The following is an 18,098-nucleotide window of genomic DNA, read 5'->3' on the forward strand; positions in this document are numbered from 1 at the left end:
TGTATAGAAGAATACAAAACATCTATTATTTCATACGTGTTCTTGATAGTTATGAAGGTTTAAGTTGGATATAAACCTTCATGACTATCAAGATTTATATAAATATAATTAGTTTAATCATAAGGAAATGATGGATATTTTAATATCTCGGTGTTTTTTAAATTTTTAGAACAATTAGTTTTAAATTTTGTTATAATCCTATATCATATACATACAGGATAAATTTGGAAAAGTTTTAGGATGGAGTTTCGTATCTATGTAATATCAATAGTAGTTTTTAATTACCAAATAATACTATTCATGTATACGAGGTGAAACGAATGGGGAGACGAGTAAGCGAGAAGAAAACGAAAGAGCAGTTTTTATATGAAAGAAGAAGACAATTAGAAATAATGGAAGGTATTAGTAGCATCTGCAAAGGATGCGATATTTATATAGAATTGAGAAAAACAAAAGCACATAAAGAAGTGGCCAATACATGTGCAAGGAATTGTAAGTTGATTAGTAGCCTACAAAAGGAGACAAAGATGTTTTTAGAAACAATTCGTTAAAAATGAGAAGGGAAGAATAGGTATGAATCAATCATATAGCAGCTTGAATCGCGATGAGTCATTACATAAAACTATAACACAAGGTTCTACTGCAAGAAGTATTAAGCCAATGGCTTATCCAGAAGGAAACGCTTTTGAAATTAAGGAAATAGGAGATTATAAGATACTACCAAAACAAGAAAGTTTAAAATTATTTCAGCGGTACAAGCATGGTGAAAAGGATCTACGTGATTATTTGTTTTATGTGAATGTAGGACTAGTATTCTCTATTGCAAGAAAGTACAAAAATAAGCACCCTGATATAGAGTTTGATGATCTGGTTCAAGAAGGAAATGAGGGAATGTTACGGGCAATGGAAGATTTTAATCCGGCTTTAGGCTATTGCTTTTCCACATACGCTTATTGGTGGATACAAAAAAGTATGTTAGGAATTATATGTAAAAAAAAGTCTGGGCCTTTTAAAATACCTAATTATGTGAATCAATTTAATTTAAAATATGTCGAGTTAGAAGATAAATATTTACAAATGTACAACAGAACCCCTTCGGTGGAGGAAGTTGTAAAAGAGTTAGATGTAACTAGCGAAGCGTTCATTAGGCACAACGTATATTATAAGCGAGCTACTACTATGACTTTAGATATAGATACAATAAATGAAGATATAGGTATATCAAATCCATTCTATGATGATAATTCAACAATTCCTTCAATAAATGAGATGGTAATTGAAGATTTAAATTATGAGATATGGTTAATATTTGATGAAGTATTAAACCCAAAACAAAAGATGGTGCTAAATCTATGTTTTGGTCTTTTAGATGGTAAAGTGTATTTGCATAAAGAAATTGCAAAGGCACTTATGATAACAACTGAAAGAGTGTCACAAATAAAGGATGAAGCAATTAAAAAATTGAAAAAATGTGACTATAAAGATGAAATTTTTAATCTACTACATGAAAAGTTGAAAGTTATGACTGAACTTAATATGGCGTAAAAATATATATTTTTATATATCTGAACATTAAGTGTTATAATTGTTCTTTATCTTTTTCTATCTAAAAGTTGGAAATAAAGTGATGTATTAAGGGGATAACATGGACTATAAACTTAATAGATGTAAAATAAAGAGAAGGATAAACGGGTGCAGCCCATTTATCCTTTTTTTGATTTATCAGGCTTAAAAAAATAATATTATCTTTATTTTTCCTTAGTTTTTTTGTGGAAATATCTCATGATTAATTATGAAGGATAAATAATTTAATTACTCTCATTAATGAGGTACTGATAGAAAGGAGGCCATTGTTGTTATATGCAAAATAATAAGAAAAAAAACGTAATTAAAGAAAGAATCAGACAAGAAAAAGAACGACGAGAGCGATTACTAGCAGAGGAAGAAGAACAGTATGAGGATGTCTATAAAGATCCAGTAAGTGAGCAAATACAACAAGAGCATTCAGAACAACCGCAGAACCAACGTGAAGAAAGTGTAAATGTAAATTTACCTAAAAATGAATCCTCAAATAGTAACCCAGCTCTTGATTGGATTACTACAATTCAAAAACAGGCAGGCACTTCTGAAAATGATTTAAAAATAAAAGAAACAGAGGAAGAAGCAAGAAAACAGGCAGAAGTAGAAGCGGGTAGAAAAGCAGAGGAAGAAGCAAGAAAACAGGCAGAAGCGGAAGCCCGAAGAAGAGCAGAGGAAGAAGCAAGAAAACAGGCAGAAGCGGAAGCCCGAAGAAGAGCAGAGGAAGAAGCAAGGGAACGTGAAGAAGTAGAAGCGCGTAGAAAAGCGGAGGAAGAGGCAAGAAAACGAGCAGAAGCGGAAGCGCGTAGAAAAGCAGAGGAAGAGACAAGAAAACGAGCAGAAGCGGAAGCGCGTAGAAAAGCAGAGGAAGAAGCAAGAAAACGAGCAGAAGCGGAAGCGCGTAGAAAAGCAGAGGAAGAAGCAAGAAAACAGGCAGAAGCACAACGGAAGGAAGAAGAGAAAAAACTTGAGGAAGTAAGAAAAAGAAGACTAGAGGAAGAAAAGAAAATAAAAGATGCACAAAAGAGACAAAAAATAGTTGTAGCTAAAAGCGAAACCGAAAGTGATGAAATTAATTTAAATAATGAAAGAAATCAACAAAATGAAACTAAATTTGAACAAGAAGAGAAAGTCGCAATCGATAAAAAAGGAATCTTAAATAATATGAAAAAATATAAGTACGCTATTATAGGAGTCGCATCAATTGTTTTATTAGTAGTAGCAGGTTTTGCCTTTAGCAATATGAAAAATTCACAGGCTGCATCTGCAAATAATGTAAATAGTTTAGAAGTTAATGCGAATCTAATAAATGGGTTAAGGTTATCTGCAGTTCAAAAATATCAAGATGCTGCCTTGGAATTTGATAAAGTCGATTATAAAAAATTAGGAAAAGAAGATAAAAAGGCGGTTTTATTTACGTATCTATTAAGTGGTAAAGCACAGAAGGCAATTGACTTAGAACAAGATTTTGCAGAATCAGTAGTTTCATATTATATAGCTGTAGATAATTTGAAAAAAGTAAAAGAATTAAAAACAAAAAATCCACTAATTAATTTTGAAATTGCTGCATTAGATAACAAACATGAAGAAGTTATCAAATTAAGAGATCAAGTGCCACTAGATGGCAGAAGAGAAGGAATTATTGTTAATAGTTATTTGAAATTAAATAAATCTGAGGAAGCTAAAAAGTTTGCTCAAAAGGTTGGAAATAAAGATTTACTCGAAAAAATTAATAATTCTACACCTAATAGTTCTGCTACTTCTGTAGCAACTATAAGTGCAGGTTAGGTAATAGGGAGGAATTGATTGTGCCTTTAGATTATTCGAAAATTTTAAAGAAAGTGTTACTTACGACTACTGTAACTACCTTAAGTGTTGGGGTAGTTACAGGCTGCTCACTGTTTTCTTCTGAGAAGAAGAGCACTAAAACAGCATCAGTATCTAAAAAGAAAAAGGATAATGAAAAAGAAAAGAAAAAAGATGAGAAAAAAGAAGAAAGTAAGAATGAACAGACTGAAAATCTAAATACTAATGATTTTGATGAAATCATTGATAATGCAAAACGAAGCTCTGACCAAAATTTAGCCGGTATCATTGAAAATAACAAAACCAAAAAGAAATTTGATGACTTAACTGATTCAATTGCAACCGCAGCTATAAACTCTGATCGAAACTTAGCGTCAGTTATTGACGGTGATAAATCAAATAATCGTTTTTCAGATTTAAATACTTCAATAGCATCAGCAACAAACAATCCTTCTGTCTCGGATAATAAGGATAGTAAGAACTTTGTATTTGGTGGCGATCTAAATATTAATGATGGTGTAGCTATTGCAGATAACTCAATACCTCCAATTAATAATGATAAAAAGCCACCTACTTCTGGTAACACTAGTGGCGAGGAAGTGAAACCACCAACAGGCGGAGATGGTAATGATGGTGGAGGCGGTACAAAACCACCAACAGGCGGAGATGGTAATGATGGTGGAGGCGGTACAAAACCACCAACAGGCGGAGATGGTAATGATGGTGGAGGCGGTACAAAACCACCAACAGGCGGAGATGGTAACGGTGGTGGAGGCGGTACAAAACCACCAACAGGCGGAGATGGTAACGATGGTGGAGGCGGTACAAAACCACCAACGGGTGGAGATGGTAACGATGGTGGTACAACAAAACCAGAAAAGGATACAGTGGCACCAGTAATTACAGCGAAACAAGGTGTAACTGTTTATGTAGGAGATAGTCTAAATGCGGGAGATTTAGTAGAAGTAAAGGATAATAAAGATCCAAATCCAGTAGTAACAGTGGGAGCGTACGATACAAGTAAAGCAGGGGAAATTCAAGTAACAGTAACGGCAACAGATGCATCAGGAAATAGCTCAAGTACAACAGTAACCGTCAGCGTGGTAGAAAAAGAAGAAGAGAAAGATACAGAAGCACCAGTAATTACAGCGAAACAAGGTGTAACTGTTTATGTAGGAGATAGCTTAAATGTAGGTGATTTGGTAGACGTAAGAGATAATAAAGATCCAAACCCAGTAGTTACAGTAGGAGCGTACGACACAAGTAAGGCAGGAGAAATTCAGGTAACAGTAATAGCAACAGATGCATCAGGAAATAGCTCAAGTACAACAGTAACTGTTAACGTAGTAGAAAAAGAAGAAGAAAAGGATACAGAAGCACCAGTAATTACAGCAAAACAAGATGTAACTGTACATGTAGGAGATAGCTTAAATGCAGGAGATTTAGTAGAAGTAAAAGATAATAAAGATCCAAACCCAGTAGTAACAGTGGGAGCGTACGATACAAGTAAGGCAGGAGAAATTCAAGTAACAGTAACGGCAACAGATGCATCAGGAAATAGCTCAAGTACAACAGTAACCGTTAAAGTAGTAGAAAAAGAAGAAGAAAAGGATACAGAAGCACCAATAATAACAGTGAAACAAGGTGTAACTGTTTATGTAGGAGATAGCTTAAATGCAGGAGATTTAGTAGAAGTAAAAGATAATAAAGATCCAAACCCAGTAGTAACAGTGGGAGCATATGATACAAGTAAGCTAGGTACTTTATCAGTTCAAGTAACGGCAACTGATAATGCGGGTAACAGCTCAACTGCAACGGTAACAGTTAAAGTAGTAGAAAAAGAAGAGGAGAAAGATACAGAAGCACCAGTAATAACAGTAAAACAAGGTTTAACCGTACATGTAGGAGATAAATTGAGTCCAGAAAGTTTAGTGAATGTAAAAGATAATAAAGATTCAAATCCGGTAGTAACAGTGGGAGCATATGATACAAGTAAGCCAGGTACTTTATCAGTTCAAGTAACGGCAACTGATAATGCGGGTAACAGCTCAACTGCAACGGTAACAGTAAAAGTAGTAGAAAAGGAAGAAGAGAAGGATACGGAAGCACCAGTGATAACAGCGAAACAAGGTGTAACCGTAACTGTGGGAGATAAATTGAGTCCAGGAAGTCTAGTGAGTGTAAAAGATAATAAAGATTCAAATCCAGTAGTAACTGTAGGAACATATGATACAAGTAAGCCAGGTGCTATATTAGTTCAAGTAACGGCGACCGATAAGGCAGGAAACAGCTCAACTGCAACAGTAAATGTGGTAGTTCTTGAGAAAGAAAAGCCAGAACAAAAACCAGAACAAAAACCAGAACAAAAACCAGAGCAGAAACCAGAGCAGAAAACAGCAGAAACAACATCTAAAGAGCAGGGGAATGGATTGCTTGCATCAAATTCTAATGATGTAGCTAAATAAGACCTTAGTAAAATGTTAATTTAGTAAAAGTAAAGAATCTCAACACTATTAGTTGGGATTCTTTTTTTATAAGGGTTGCTACAATAAAGCTTTCTTAAAACTTATCAAGTCTGTCAAAGGGCTTATAGCGTAGAACCACCTTGCCTTCTATATTATTCAAAGGTACAAAGCCTATTTCTTTAAATCTGCTGTCTAAACTTTCCTCGCGATTATCTCCTAATACAAAAATTGTATCGTTCGGAACCTTATCGAAACCGTAAATGTTTTTTAATGAAAAATCAGCAGTTTTCCCTTTTGCGTATAGATCTTTTACCACAAGTCCATTTATATAAAGCTGCTGTGATCTATATTCTATTGTATCTCCAGGTAAACCAATTACTCTTTTTATAATAGTTTTATTATTAGAAGTGTTTTCTAGGGGGGAATTAACAACAACTATATCAAATCTTTGCAGATCTTCTATTGAATGGGTGAAGTGATTAATTAAAACCTTGTCATTATTAAATAAGGAGTTTTCCATAGATACTCCAGAAACTTTATATGGAAAAAAAACGAACTGTCTTAGTAAAAGTAAGGTAACGCCAATTATAAATATTAATATTGGAAAAACAGAAATTAGACGTTTTTTCAATTTAAGATCAAACTCCATTCTAAAGGTTTATAATATTTATCATATCATAGATTTAATAGATTGAAAATTCTGAATGTTATTGTTTTTGCAGCTGTAATTTGTTAAAATTAAGTATACCTTTTTTAATTTCAATTTTTTATATCTATAACTACTATAGCCCTTTCGGGGTTTCGATTTTCAAAGATAGTTTAAGTTTTTTACTTTTACTTTCTTTTTAAATATAACTCCGAAAAGGGCTTTTTTGCGTTTTTTGGAGAACATCACATTGTGAAAGGATGAAGGTTTTATGAAGATTAAGAGATTATTTTTAGTGTTAGGCGTTTTAGCTATGATGTTTGTTTTTTATAACACCTTTATAAAGGATGAACCTCAAACAGAAGCTTTAACTCCAATCAAAGTAGAAGATTTGAAAGAAAAAATTCAATATGATCATTTGTTTGAAAAAGAATTATCGCAAAATGTGATTAATGACTTAGGAGGGCAATTCAAATTAATATTTGATGATATTGATAAGAACGGCCACTTAACCATTTATCAAAATAAAAAAGAACTAGAAATGTTTTTAGGAAATCATGTAACTACTGCAGAATTAGCTGATGAATTTACATCAGACTATTTTAGTGCAAATAAGAACTACAAAGTTACTTATAAAAGTAAACCAAGTCTATTTAATTATGAAAAACCAAGAACTGTTACAAAAGTAAAAAAAGGATTGTTTTTGGTAAAACAAAACGATTTAATCCTGGAATTTAAATATGTACTAGAAATAGATGGATTTCGAATTTCTGAGATTACATATTTAAAATAATAAATTATTAGGAGGAATATGTTATGTTGCAAATTAGAACTGTTATTGCTGATGCATTAAGAATTGATGAAGAAGTGAATAGTTTTTTGAAGTATTGTGCTAATCACGGAAAAATAGTTAAAGAAATAAAACCAGGTGGGATCATTAATCGTGGAAATGATCAAGGCCAACCACTTGTAACCGTTATAGTTGTTTATGAAGAGAAAAATTAACTGCAGTTATGAAAAAGATGAGGATTAATTCCTTGTCTTTTTTATTTTCTAAGAAAGGTGGATATATCGACTATGAAAATAATAAGCAAAGTGGCCGTCTTTAATTACAAAGAATTCGAGAGTTCTTTGTTAGAAATGAATAATTGAGAATCAGATGTGGCTGATTTTATAAAAATTGTAGTGTAATCTATAGCATAATCGATGGGAGATTGAAAAAATTAAATAACCATCAGGCTTTAGAATTATTAGAAAGTGTAAAGATATCAAAGAATTTGATTTGTTAACTGAGAAAGTTAAATAACAAAATAAATTTTCTGAATTTAAAGATAAAATAAACTTCAATGTGATATAATTTAGTTGCATTTTTTTCTTTTTCTTTTTTATATCACTAATTACTTATAACCTTTCGGGTTAATGAAATTACACAAAAAGGAACTTTATGTTACTTTATTTCATTGTGTAAACAATTCATTTTCCTGGAAGGTTATTTGTTTTTGCCTGAAAGGGGTGATGCTATGTTATAGCAACTAATTATTAAATAGAAACTGCTGCTGCAATGTCAAAAGTTTTTCGAAAAGGGGTGCATATTATGTTGGTTACAGTAATTGTTTCAGTTGTGGCTGGTATGATCTCAGGATTGGCTAGTCATTACATCACAAACAAAAAGTTTTTGTTGCCTCGTAAGAGCAAGCTTGCATTTCACCCGGGTTTCTTGGGAGAGATGTTTGTAGGAAGTATTGCTTCACTCGTTGGTTTTGCAATGTTTAACCCTGAAACAATGATGGATATTCTTAAGGTGAGTATTCTTGCTGGGATTTCAGGGCAAGCTTTCCTGCTGCACAATCGCTTGGCAACGGAACAAGTAAAAACCGACGAGGTTCAGTCGATTTCAAAGAAATTGAACGAACTCGAAAAAAAGAATAAGGAATAATAGAGGAGTAATCTGGTATAAATAGAAATAGAGAGATGAGGAGATTTGGTTATGTAACGGCCAAATAAAGTGAGTTGAGTTGAGGTGAGCCCGATGTCTCGAAAGGAAGTTTTTGATTATCTAGATGATCAAGAAAAAGAAGATTTAGCAGAATGGACAGAAGAGCTTAAGAATGCTCAATCTACGAAAGCAGTCAAACTTTATTCAGATAAGATAAAGGAACTGCTAGGAAAGATTGAACAACGAATGATTAGTTCAGGAGAGGAAGCAGCGACGGTTAGCTTCTAATTGAATAGCAGGAAAAGGAAAGCTGGTGGATTTATCCACCAGCTCTTCTTTATTATTTAAAAACGTTCTATGTAAACAGAGAACCAGGTTAATTAAGGGTTTTTTATTAAAAAATTTAAGAGGAGTGTTTATAATGAGTACAGATTTATTACAACAATTATTAGAGGTTGATCAAAAAGCAAGAGAACAAGAAAGAGTTCATTTAATCCAAAACTTTTTCAATTTAGGTGTTTCAGTTGAAATCATAGCGGAAGCAACTTCAGTAAGTGTAGAGGATGTAAAAAAAGTAGTTAATAATTAAGTAATAGATGTATAAAGTTAATAAGGTTTTTAATTCTCACTTTAAAAATATAATAACTATTTATCATATATCAGATAGATGGTTATTAAAATTGTTTTAAAAACCAATTAAATATAAGTATTGATTCAATGTATTTATCTCAAAGCGTAAAAAAAGACACAATAGAAAGTGTCTTTTTTTACGTTGACATGCTATGAAAGAAAATGTATTGATTAATTATAGTTTGTTGGATTCTTCTTGGTTGATATTAGTATAATATTATCATCGGGGATTTTAAATGTAGTTATGCGCATATACACCTTTCATAATGTAATGGTTTGGGTCATATTTTTCTTCTTATATATAGTGCATAATTTGAGATTGTATAAGGTCTTTCCATAAATCCTCCCTCATTGAAGTAGAAGGAACATCTATACTGCGAGACAAATAAATAAAAAAGGAATATTTTAATAATATAACCAAATTTTATAGTAAAATAGATATCATGATATGAATGTACGTATTAGATATGAGCCCTATGAACCATATGCTTATAGAATTGAGAAAGGCCTTAAAATAAATTAGTTGTTTATTTTAATACTGTAATGCTTCAAGCAATATAGTTGGAAACGTCAGGAACTTAAATGATTTAAGATTCAAACTATATAAAAGTTAAAGTATACGACTAAAGAAAAGAAGGTTTTGCAGTGTGCTGCACATTCAAGAATATATCTTACGTAGGGAGTACTTATATGAAAAGTTTGAAATATGTAATATTGCTAGTAGTATGTTTCTTATGTCTAAGTGGTTGTAATCAAGAAAATGGAGCCGAGATACAAGAATATATAAAAGAAAAACACGGTATTGATGTTGTTGTAACAGATTGGAGCTCGATAAATGAAAATAATGGTGGTAATACCTACCATACTGTGCAAGAAAAAAATAACAAATATCTAAAATTCCGAGTCAAGGTACAAGGTCTCCTCTATTCAAATCCAGTAGGTGATGAATACCAATATGGAAAAAAAACATATGAGGAATATAAGAAGTTTAAACCAACTCTAGAAGAAATGAAAAAACTAGGCTACGTGGAATCTGAAACGGAAAATGCTCTTCAATATATTTTAGATAGTAAAGATCCAGATGAAGGAAAACCAACTAATGAATTATTATTAACTTTGCAAATGAGTAACGAGATTGACTTTAGCCAATTGAATTCAGTAGAATTAAATCGTTTATATGCTCTATTTCAACTCATTCAGGAGAATAATAAAAAGATAGCAGAGATTGAAATTAAGGATCATACTGGTGAATCTTTAGGTGAACCTTTTAAAGATGTGCAAAAAAAGGTAACAAAAGAAGAACTGTTACTAGCAATGAAAAAAACAATGAACAATGCCATTGATATTTATTTGGAAAATTGGATTAAAACTCAAACAAAAGTAGAAGAAAGATTACATGAAATTCAAAACGATCGTTTTGCAATTGAAGGTATTACTTATTCAAATATGCCTGATGGCGATGGGCCGACATATAAAGTGAATTTGGTTATTAATACCAGTAGTAATGAATTAGAATACAATCCACCTTTAGTTGAGGATTTAATCAAGGTAACCACAATCCTTAAGGAAGAACTATATAATAAAAAATATAATATCTATTTAACCAATAAGAATGGAACAAATTATATTTCCTGGTTATCATCAGAAGAAATCAAAAAAGCAATTAACATTGAAGATCTTGTAAAAAAGAGATATGCTGAGAATTAAATTTAAAGTCCATTTAATGTTTGTTATTTGATACGATAGCATGATATTTCATAGTCTTAATCCATTCCCATCAACTTAAGAATTTTATAATAAACCAGGATAAAGATTCCATGTATTTTTGAAAAAACGGCTTATAATTTCGATTTGGGCTATTTGTTTTTTATTGCTCGGTGGTGATGTGGAGCTTTCTTTATATGTTATTAATAATTGCACTAGGAGTATAGGAACGTTATAATAATCCCAAATTATATATAAAGAGGTGCAGAAAATGAATAAAACAGAATTAACAAAAGCAGTTGCCGATAAAGCAGAACTTACGCAAAAAGATGCTGCGACAGCGACACAAGCTGTATTAGAAGCTATAACAACAGCTCTTGCAAATGAAGAGAAAGTACAGATTCTTGGATTCGGTACATTTGAAGTACGTGAAAGATCTGCACGAACAGGTCGTAACCCGCAGACAGGTGAAGAAATGCAAATTGCTGCCTCAAAGGCACCTGCATTTAAAGCTGGAAAAGAATTGAAAGAGGCAGTGAAATAAGTATACTAAGAGAAAAAGGATCTGATACTCATATCGGATCCTTTTTATTTGTGATACAGCAGTTTCTAATTTAAAGTGTAAAAGGACAATAAATCTACTAAATTTTTAAAACCAAACACAAGCATAGCCCGTTCTAATTTAAGGACGGGGTTAAAATATAGTTGTTTCTATAGTGTTTTAAGAAAAGATTGTACTTTTTAATAGACTACATGCTACCGAATTAAGTGAATAATCCTTTGTGATAATTCAACCTAAAATTCTATTCTATATTTTTTTTTGCTGCGTAATCACCATAATAGTAAGTATCATATAAATCCTCACTTTTAGGAGTAGCAATTATAGTATATTTACCATTTCCATCGACTTCAAACAAAGCAATATTATCATATTCTGGTTCTATAAAGTGGGGAAAGTGATCAGGATTTGAATCATCTACTTTCATTTCGATACTGTATATCCCTTTTGTTAATATTCCACTTTTTTGAAAGCCCTCAATTAGATCTTTGGCTTTTGGAATAGGATGTTTATTTTTATTCATGTCAAATTCAAATAGAAAATTCACCACACCTAGATACATGCCATTACGATTTTTATCTTGTAGGTCACTTGGTATTAATTTAGGTAAAAGTTCAATAGTATCTATCTTTTGGGTCTTTTTAAAATTATCAAGTAGGTCTTGGTGATTATATACATTTACCCCAATGTTGTCGTAAGGAAATATACGAATGGAACCATTTTCTTCTGGGATAACTTTATTGGAATATTTTACTAACCCATATTTTTTAATAATCTGTTTCATTACTTGAACTACTTCTGGATGTTGCTCAATATATGCACCTTTGAATTGTTCAAGATAGATATCGTCACTGTGATCATTTAAAATTTTTAAAGTACCTCTTTCAATCATTAGGAACGGATAAGTACGATATGGCTTTTTCATTTCTACATAAGTTTGATGGTCAATCCCTTCAAACCAATTATTATTTGTCTGAATAACAGAAAAACCAACTTGTATTCCATAGTTTGTTTTTAAATATTCTTGTATTGGTTGATTCAGATCATCTTTAGAGAAATTAGAGAAACATCCACTAAGAATTAGGATTGGTGTACTTACTAAGATGAAATGAATCAATCTTGTAATACTCTTCATTTTTCACCCTACATTTCTTAAAATTTAATAATATTATAACATTTTTCATTCAACTAAACTGCCACGTTGGCATAAGTACACTTCTTTACAATCTTAACGAAACAATTAAACGACTTTATTGTAAATTAAACAACTTTACTATCTCTGTACATATTCGTTATGTTAAATTTGGATGAATATCCTATTCATCTAAATTTACACAATATTGTCCTTGCTAATGGTACAATTAGGATAACGGAGGAATATTATGGGATATCTTAATCAACTTTATGTGGTACTGTATTTTATAATCGGAATAGCAGTATTCTCATTCTTCAATTCTGATTCACCAAAAACAAAGGATAAAAATCTAACATTTATAATGGTCAGTTTAGGCGTAAATCTATGCACAATTCCTGTCGCTTTATTTATAGGTGTGATGGCAACAGATTCTCCAAATAGTACTGAACTTGATTTTTGGGGAGGATTTCTCTTTATTCAGGGAATACCGCTGCTCCTACTACTTGCAGCTTTTTTGAAGTTTGCACTAACAAAGAAAACAAAACAAGTATAGAAGTAAATAGTGAATAGGTGGATGCCTTTTTTGAGGAGGGATCCACCTTTTTCTTGCTATCGATAATATTGCGTTATGTTACCTTTCTATGAATATCATATTCAACCAAAATTCCCCTTATTGATGGTACAATTAAAGTCTTGGAGGGATATTATGGGATTTATTATGGATATTGTATTTTATTTTGGATTTTATTTAGGGTCACTGTTTCTTATAATTGGTATCGCATTAGTTTTATTTATTATGGCAGCATTACCAAAAATCTGGAGTAAAAATCTATCATTCGTAATGATTGGTTTAGGGATAAATATACTTACTATTCCGTTGTCTTTTTTTATAGGTGTGATGGCAACAGATTCTCCTGATAGTACTAAGTTAGATTTTTGGAAAGGATTTTTATTTATTCAAAAAATACCGCTCTTTTTACTGATTTTTTTATTATTTTTAACGGTGGTGTTGTGGTTTATTCGTAAGAACAATAAAAAAGTAAACATGTAGAATTTTAAAACGACTTCCAATAACGAACATTATTTAAATAAGCTGTTCATATGGACTGCTTATTTTATTTTTCCGCATAGCGTAGGTGATTTTGCAAAAAGCTGATGGTATCCTATGGAGCATAAAAAAGTAACAAAATACTAAACTTTAGAAGTTAAATAAAGGATAATTAAAAAAGTATATAGAGCGAGATATTTTATATTTGTAATACATTTTATAATAATTATTAGAATAATCAAAATTTATCGTGAAAATAGCTGTTTTTTATATCCAATTTTCGTAATTTATGTTATGGTTTCATATGTTAATTACTTACATTTTTTTAGGGAAGGGGTATATGTCAATGAAACGTAAGATTTTATCTTTTTTAGTAGTTCCAATGTTAATGTTAACTGGAGTTGGATGTGAGACAAAGGTTAAGAAAGATGAAGCAATGGAAGCTTCTGTTAAACAAAATAAAAAAGAAGACTTCAGTAAGAACCTAGAATATTTAATGAAAGATTTCTCCGAACAATCTGAAGAAATAGACGGTATTGTAAAAAGTAGCAAGTCAATGAAGAAAAAGTCAGAAAAGTTAAAAGAAGTATCTAAACCTTATTTAGAGTTAGTGGACAAATTAAGTAAGTTAGAGTATGAAGAAAAAGATTACCCAGTACAACATAATGTAGGTGTAGCGATGATTCATGTAAAAGATGGAGTGGCAATCATACAAGAAGGTTTAGATAAGGGTAAAGAAAATGAAGTTGATGCTGGGGTTGAAAGATTAGAGACTGCTTCTAAGTTAATTGATAAAGCAAACAAAGAATTGAAAAAATCTAAGTAACCTAACTATAGGGGAGTGTATTATATCTATAGGCAATCCTATAATTAATGGATCCTAAAGCTGAATACATAATAAAAATACCGGTTCTAATAAGAACCGGTATTTTAAATGGTATTATTTTGAAGCACTTATTTTACTAAGGGGTATCGCCACATCGCTATCAAGCTAAGAAAATACAACTTCAATTATAGTAGAGCTTGTTTCTTTTTTTAAAGGCCAACTGTAAGGAATTTAAAGATTTGCATGCGAAATAAACCCTATCGGGTTTCATTTTTTGAATTAGGCCGCTTGATTATCAGACAGGGTACAATTGTAAACGACACCTAATATATCAAAGACTGTTTTCTTCTCATACCGATGAGATTTCCGTCCGTTTTGCTGTAGGAGATTGAACAGGCGAAGTAACACCTTTGATAGCTCTTGGGTGTCTTTTTGAATAGTTTGAAATAGAAGAAGAAAATAATCTTTAATCATATATATTGCTTTATACTCACTAAGCTCTCGTTTTTTCTTCATGAGGAGTAATTGGCGCATTTGAAACATGATAGAAGAACAGAGTAGAATGGCAATCAATTGACCATATAAATGGCACTCCAATCGTTCTGATTTTATCTTTTTACAATGATGAATTTGAAAGAATGATTTCCACGTTTTAAATAAAATCTCGATTTACCAACGTAAAGAATACCAGTCATGTACCTGTCCCATCGGGACAATATCTGTAGGGGTGTTTGTCATATATACATTGATACCACTGAGTCGTTTACTACGAGGAGAATACTTCATTCCTTTCTTTTTTTCTCTTACAGCTTGATCTTGTAATCGTTTTTGTTGTTGTTTTTTTGTTAGTCGATGAACAATCACACGAGTTGGTACTTTATCAGTCATCCCTACATAAGCGTCGGATATTTCATACGTTTGTCCTGGCTGAAGAGAGTTCATTAAGACCTCCATATCTATCTGTATATACTCCGTACCTTTTTTGATTTTTGGAAAGTTCATAGTAGGAGTTTGGGATTTTAAATTAACTAAATTAAACATGAAGGACCTCCTTAATATAATTCTGATTCACCTCAATTATTTTGGTGAATCAGAAGTTTTATCCAAGTATTTAAAATTCAAATCTCATCAAAGTTAAACTAAAAAAGGATATATTTACTTTTAATAAGTAAAAGTAAATTTTCTTAAATACGAATAAAGTCATGAGTGTTTATATGGAAATCTTTTTATTTTTGAAACATAATTACTTCAGAACAACCTTTACTCTTTTTTATTTTGTTTATAAAGGTATTTAATTTTTTTCGATCATTATTCTCTAATTGCCAATATACTAACTCATTCTTCAGCGACCAGCCTTTTAAATAATTTTTTCGGAGACCAACTACTAATAAAGGTAAATCCTTATTCGTTTTACTAATTTTTTTATATACCTTTTCTAAATTTACATATTCGAGTAGTAGTGCAAATAGCATTTCTATATCACCAGACATACTGGAAATGAAATTTTCATGTTTGGCATATGCAAATAATCTTTGCTTAATAACGGTTAAATCATAATTACTAAATTCAATACCATTGGGCCGCCCCAATCACCATCAGATATATACCCAGCTTTTTTTCCATCTATATATACCACTGCTTGTTGAAGTGGTTCACCCTCATGTCCACGTTTAATTGTGTAAGTCTTGATTTCGATTCCATTAATACTTGCCATTTTTATTCCTCCTGGTCTGCATGATTTAATTCTTAAATATCCGTCATACAATCTGTGAATAAATAGATTCAAATTTCTTGTGATCATTTATCGTTCCAGATAACTCAAATTTCATTAATACGGGTACGTTGTATTTATTAGAGATAACATCTGCACTCTTTGCAAACATGTCTCCCCAATTGCGATTACCACTTGCTGCAACGCCTCGTAAGTGCTTAGAATTCTTAGTTAAGAAGTCTTCTACAAGTTGTGGCACTTGACCAAAACCTGTTGTGTAAGTAACGAGTATAAAATCCTCTTCAAGGAGTAAATTGTCAGTAATTTTTACTGACTTTATATTTGGTAATGATTTTATAAACCGTTCAACATTACTTGTCTTAGATGCAAATGCCACTATCATAAAAGTACCCCCTTGACTATTTTTTAAAGCAGAAAAGGGGAATATTCCAATTGAATATAACCCCATTTTGAAACTATAAAATTTGATTTTTACCCAGGTCCTAATTACTGATAGTTAGTTGCTCATTTAAGTCTTCTATTATGGATTCTTTAGTTGATTCCATCCCGACAGGAATAACAACTCCATATATAACACCCTGAATTAACCCATCTGGATAATTCGGAGTATCTTTAACTCGTTCTAATAAAAATTCAGCAAACTCTTCAATTGTTTCATCATCTTGAGCGTAAAATTGAATATTTCCAAGAAGGACTAGTTCCGGAGTCTCTGGACTTTGTTGCATTGGCACTAGTTCCTGCATTAATGGTTGGCGTATTTCGGGTAAGCAATAATCTAAAAATATGCCTATTGTCGAAATAACCATAGTATCCATGAAAGAAGTAATAATCAGATCTCCTTTCATTCCATAAACACGAATTGCTGCAGCTATTTGACGATAATCTTCGCTATTCAAATACCCTTGAAACTCACCATTTAAATATAAACTAAATAACTCATTATTATTTTCAAACATATTATAATTCCTCCTTATTATCTTTAATAATATTTCTATCATCTTCATAATGACTTGCTGCTGAATTTGAAAATTGGTCCAACAGAAAGTGAATTTGTCTGTCTAGCAGAATAATATCGTCAAATACATGACTTCCAAAGTACATGCTAATTGATGTAATACTTTCAAAGTTAATACTCAATTCATATTGCCCTATCTTACTGTTGAAATAGAAAGTTGACTTTTGCTGCGTATTTTGGAATTTATGACGTACTTCTGTTTTTTCGAGAAGATTTCTTTCTTCAAGTTTCGGAGCGATAAAACGATATATTGCTTTAATGAGACTTGAAGAGAGTATTTCCATCATAAAAGTAAAAACTTCTGGATTCTTCTTTTAGATTCGATTATAGGAATCTAAAAAAAGCATCGTTTTTGTAAATTCAATTTTGTTATTAGAGAACTTTTGAATTTCAGCATTTTCGTGAAGTGAACAACTGTCCCAGTAAGTTTCATTTAGCGGCTCAATAAAATTATTCATCTTAACTCCCTCCATAATAAAAACTCCTCAAAATTGAGAAGTCTGTTCATTACGCATACATGCGTTTAATATTTTCTTACTGTGTTTCTAATTGGAATTCTTCGTAGTCATTTCTTAAAAGTAGGTATTGTTTTGAAATGACTTCTTGAATGTCTTCATGTGCTAGATCCTGATTTTCAGTAAGAGCATCATTTTTTAATTCTGGCCATGTTTTACCGCATTGATCTAATACGAATTCATTAAAACTCATTTATTCTCTCCTTTTTAGACAATACAAAAAGCCCTTCAAGGATACTGGATAGTAAGAACCAATGCATTTAGCATTACATTCTTCTTTCAAGTAACCCGAAGGGCTTGTGTGTATTGAAATTGATTTAAAAAATAAAAAAGGTGTATATAACAAATAATATCTCAAATTTCTGAAAATGTAAATTAATTATAAAGAATTCGTTTTAGAGTTTGATAAATATAATTTATAGGAAGTAAATATGAAAAAGTTAGAGAATTATCTTAGTTATCAAATAGATTCTGCCTATACTTTAAGTAGAGCCCAATTTATT

General features: G+C 31.5%; 19 protein-coding genes and 3 pseudogenes. 14 read left to right on the forward strand and 8 right to left on the reverse strand.

Annotated features, from left to right (window positions below; genetic code table 11):
* Nucleotides 1-320: 320 nt before the first annotated feature.
* The 4 genes from MR115_RS22255 to MR115_RS22270 all read left to right on the forward strand — a co-directional run bounded on the left by MR115_RS22255 (nucleotide 321) and on the right by MR115_RS22270 (nucleotide 5,849).
* Nucleotides 321-551: a hypothetical protein gene (locus MR115_RS22255; RefSeq protein WP_098832380.1), complete on the forward strand. Its 231-nt coding sequence runs from the start codon at nucleotides 321-323 to the stop codon at nucleotides 549-551.
* A 22-nt stretch (nucleotides 552-573) separates the two neighbouring features.
* Complete coding sequence (locus MR115_RS22260) at nucleotides 574-1,545, forward strand: sigma-70 family RNA polymerase sigma factor (protein WP_098832381.1); 972 nt, start codon at nucleotides 574-576, stop codon at nucleotides 1,543-1,545.
* Between the two features lie 315 nt (nucleotides 1,546-1,860).
* Nucleotides 1,861-3,366 (forward strand): cell envelope integrity TolA family protein, encoded by a 1,506-nt coding sequence (locus MR115_RS22265; RefSeq protein WP_242242815.1) that lies wholly within the window; start codon nucleotides 1,861-1,863, stop codon nucleotides 3,364-3,366.
* A 20-nt stretch (nucleotides 3,367-3,386) separates the two neighbouring features.
* Nucleotides 3,387-5,849: a DUF5011 domain-containing protein gene (locus tag MR115_RS22270; RefSeq protein ID WP_242242816.1), complete on the forward strand. Its 2,463-nt coding sequence runs from the start codon at nucleotides 3,387-3,389 to the stop codon at nucleotides 5,847-5,849.
* A 94-nt stretch (nucleotides 5,850-5,943) separates the two neighbouring features.
* Here the strand turns inward: MR115_RS22270 and lepB are convergent, their stop codons facing one another.
* Nucleotides 5,944-6,480: a signal peptidase I gene (gene lepB, locus MR115_RS22275; RefSeq protein WP_242242817.1), complete on the reverse strand. Its 537-nt coding sequence runs from the start codon at nucleotides 6,478-6,480 to the stop codon at nucleotides 5,944-5,946.
* 286 nt (nucleotides 6,481-6,766) lie between these two features.
* Here lepB and MR115_RS22280 point away from each other — a divergent pair, with 286 nt between their 5' ends.
* From MR115_RS22280 to MR115_RS22310, 7 genes are all read left to right on the forward strand, one after another.
* Complete coding sequence (locus MR115_RS22280) at nucleotides 6,767-7,288, forward strand: peptide ABC transporter ATP-binding protein (RefSeq protein WP_242242818.1); 522 nt, start codon at nucleotides 6,767-6,769, stop codon at nucleotides 7,286-7,288.
* Between the two features lie 23 nt (nucleotides 7,289-7,311).
* Nucleotides 7,312-7,500 (forward strand): hypothetical protein, encoded by a 189-nt coding sequence (locus MR115_RS22285; protein WP_000939330.1) that lies wholly within the window; start codon nucleotides 7,312-7,314, stop codon nucleotides 7,498-7,500.
* A gap of 589 nt (nucleotides 7,501-8,089) precedes the next feature.
* Nucleotides 8,090-8,431 (forward strand): DUF4257 domain-containing protein, encoded by a 342-nt coding sequence (locus MR115_RS22290; protein WP_242242819.1) that lies wholly within the window; start codon nucleotides 8,090-8,092, stop codon nucleotides 8,429-8,431.
* A 93-nt stretch (nucleotides 8,432-8,524) separates the two neighbouring features.
* The gene (locus MR115_RS22295) at nucleotides 8,525-8,719 is read left to right on the forward strand and encodes a hypothetical protein (RefSeq protein ID WP_000087398.1); all 195 of its coding nucleotides are present in this window, start codon (nucleotides 8,525-8,527) and stop codon (nucleotides 8,717-8,719) included.
* 133 nt (nucleotides 8,720-8,852) lie between these two features.
* Nucleotides 8,853-9,020, forward strand: coding sequence for a hypothetical protein (locus tag MR115_RS22300; protein ID WP_242242820.1), 168 nt, complete (start codon nucleotides 8,853-8,855; stop codon nucleotides 9,018-9,020).
* A gap of 731 nt (nucleotides 9,021-9,751) precedes the next feature.
* Entirely contained in the window at nucleotides 9,752-10,768 is a 1,017-nt protein-coding gene (locus tag MR115_RS22305; protein ID WP_242242821.1) for a hypothetical protein, read from the forward strand.
* A 268-nt stretch (nucleotides 10,769-11,036) separates the two neighbouring features.
* Nucleotides 11,037-11,309, forward strand: a complete 273-nt coding sequence (locus tag MR115_RS22310) for an HU family DNA-binding protein (protein ID WP_242242822.1) — start codon at nucleotides 11,037-11,039, stop codon at nucleotides 11,307-11,309.
* 259 nt (nucleotides 11,310-11,568) lie between these two features.
* Here MR115_RS22310 and MR115_RS22315 read toward each other — a convergent pair whose 3' ends face one another.
* Nucleotides 11,569-12,459 (reverse strand): hypothetical protein, encoded by an 891-nt coding sequence (locus tag MR115_RS22315; RefSeq protein ID WP_242242823.1) that lies wholly within the window; start codon nucleotides 12,457-12,459, stop codon nucleotides 11,569-11,571.
* A gap of 247 nt (nucleotides 12,460-12,706) precedes the next feature.
* Here MR115_RS22315 and MR115_RS22320 point away from each other — a divergent pair, with 247 nt between their 5' ends.
* The 3 genes from MR115_RS22320 to MR115_RS22330 all read left to right on the forward strand — a co-directional run bounded on the left by MR115_RS22320 (nucleotide 12,707) and on the right by MR115_RS22330 (nucleotide 14,333).
* Nucleotides 12,707-13,012 carry a hypothetical protein gene (locus MR115_RS22320; RefSeq protein WP_242242824.1) on the forward strand — a complete coding sequence of 102 codons (306 nt, stop codon included), beginning with the start codon at nucleotides 12,707-12,709 and terminating at the stop codon, nucleotides 13,010-13,012.
* 165 nt (nucleotides 13,013-13,177) lie between these two features.
* Entirely contained in the window at nucleotides 13,178-13,510 is a 333-nt protein-coding gene (locus MR115_RS22325) for a hypothetical protein (protein ID WP_242242846.1), read from the forward strand.
* Between the two features lie 337 nt (nucleotides 13,511-13,847).
* The gene (locus MR115_RS22330) at nucleotides 13,848-14,333 is read left to right on the forward strand and encodes a hypothetical protein (RefSeq protein ID WP_242242825.1); all 486 of its coding nucleotides are present in this window, start codon (nucleotides 13,848-13,850) and stop codon (nucleotides 14,331-14,333) included.
* Nucleotides 14,334-14,612: 279 nt separating this feature from the next.
* Here the strand turns inward: MR115_RS22330 and MR115_RS22335 are convergent.
* The 6 genes and pseudogenes from MR115_RS22335 to MR115_RS22370 form a co-directional block, all read right to left on the reverse strand.
* Nucleotides 14,613-15,323: pseudogene (locus tag MR115_RS22335) on the reverse strand (IS4 family transposase); the annotation flags it as partial.
* Nucleotides 15,324-15,559: 236 nt separating this feature from the next.
* Nucleotides 15,560-16,047: pseudogene (locus tag MR115_RS30095) on the reverse strand (hypothetical protein).
* A 43-nt stretch (nucleotides 16,048-16,090) separates the two neighbouring features.
* Nucleotides 16,091-16,447 (reverse strand): class Ib ribonucleoside-diphosphate reductase assembly flavoprotein NrdI, encoded by a 357-nt coding sequence (gene nrdI / locus MR115_RS22350; protein ID WP_242242828.1) that lies wholly within the window; start codon nucleotides 16,445-16,447, stop codon nucleotides 16,091-16,093.
* A 100-nt stretch (nucleotides 16,448-16,547) separates the two neighbouring features.
* Entirely contained in the window at nucleotides 16,548-17,021 is a 474-nt protein-coding gene (locus tag MR115_RS22355; protein WP_000462737.1) for a hypothetical protein, read from the reverse strand.
* A gap of 1 nt (nucleotide 17,022) precedes the next feature.
* Nucleotides 17,023-17,538 (reverse strand): annotated as a pseudogene (locus tag MR115_RS22360) (hypothetical protein).
* Nucleotides 17,539-17,614: 76 nt separating this feature from the next.
* Nucleotides 17,615-17,788 (reverse strand): hypothetical protein, encoded by a 174-nt coding sequence (locus MR115_RS22370; RefSeq protein ID WP_242242831.1) that lies wholly within the window; start codon nucleotides 17,786-17,788, stop codon nucleotides 17,615-17,617.
* Nucleotides 17,789-18,098: the final 310 nt, after the last annotated feature.

Origin of the sequence: Bacillus cereus group sp. BfR-BA-01309 (genome assembly GCF_022664315.1) — a bacterium.
Taxonomy (GTDB): domain Bacteria; phylum Bacillota; class Bacilli; order Bacillales; family Bacillaceae_G; genus Bacillus_A; species Bacillus_A mobilis.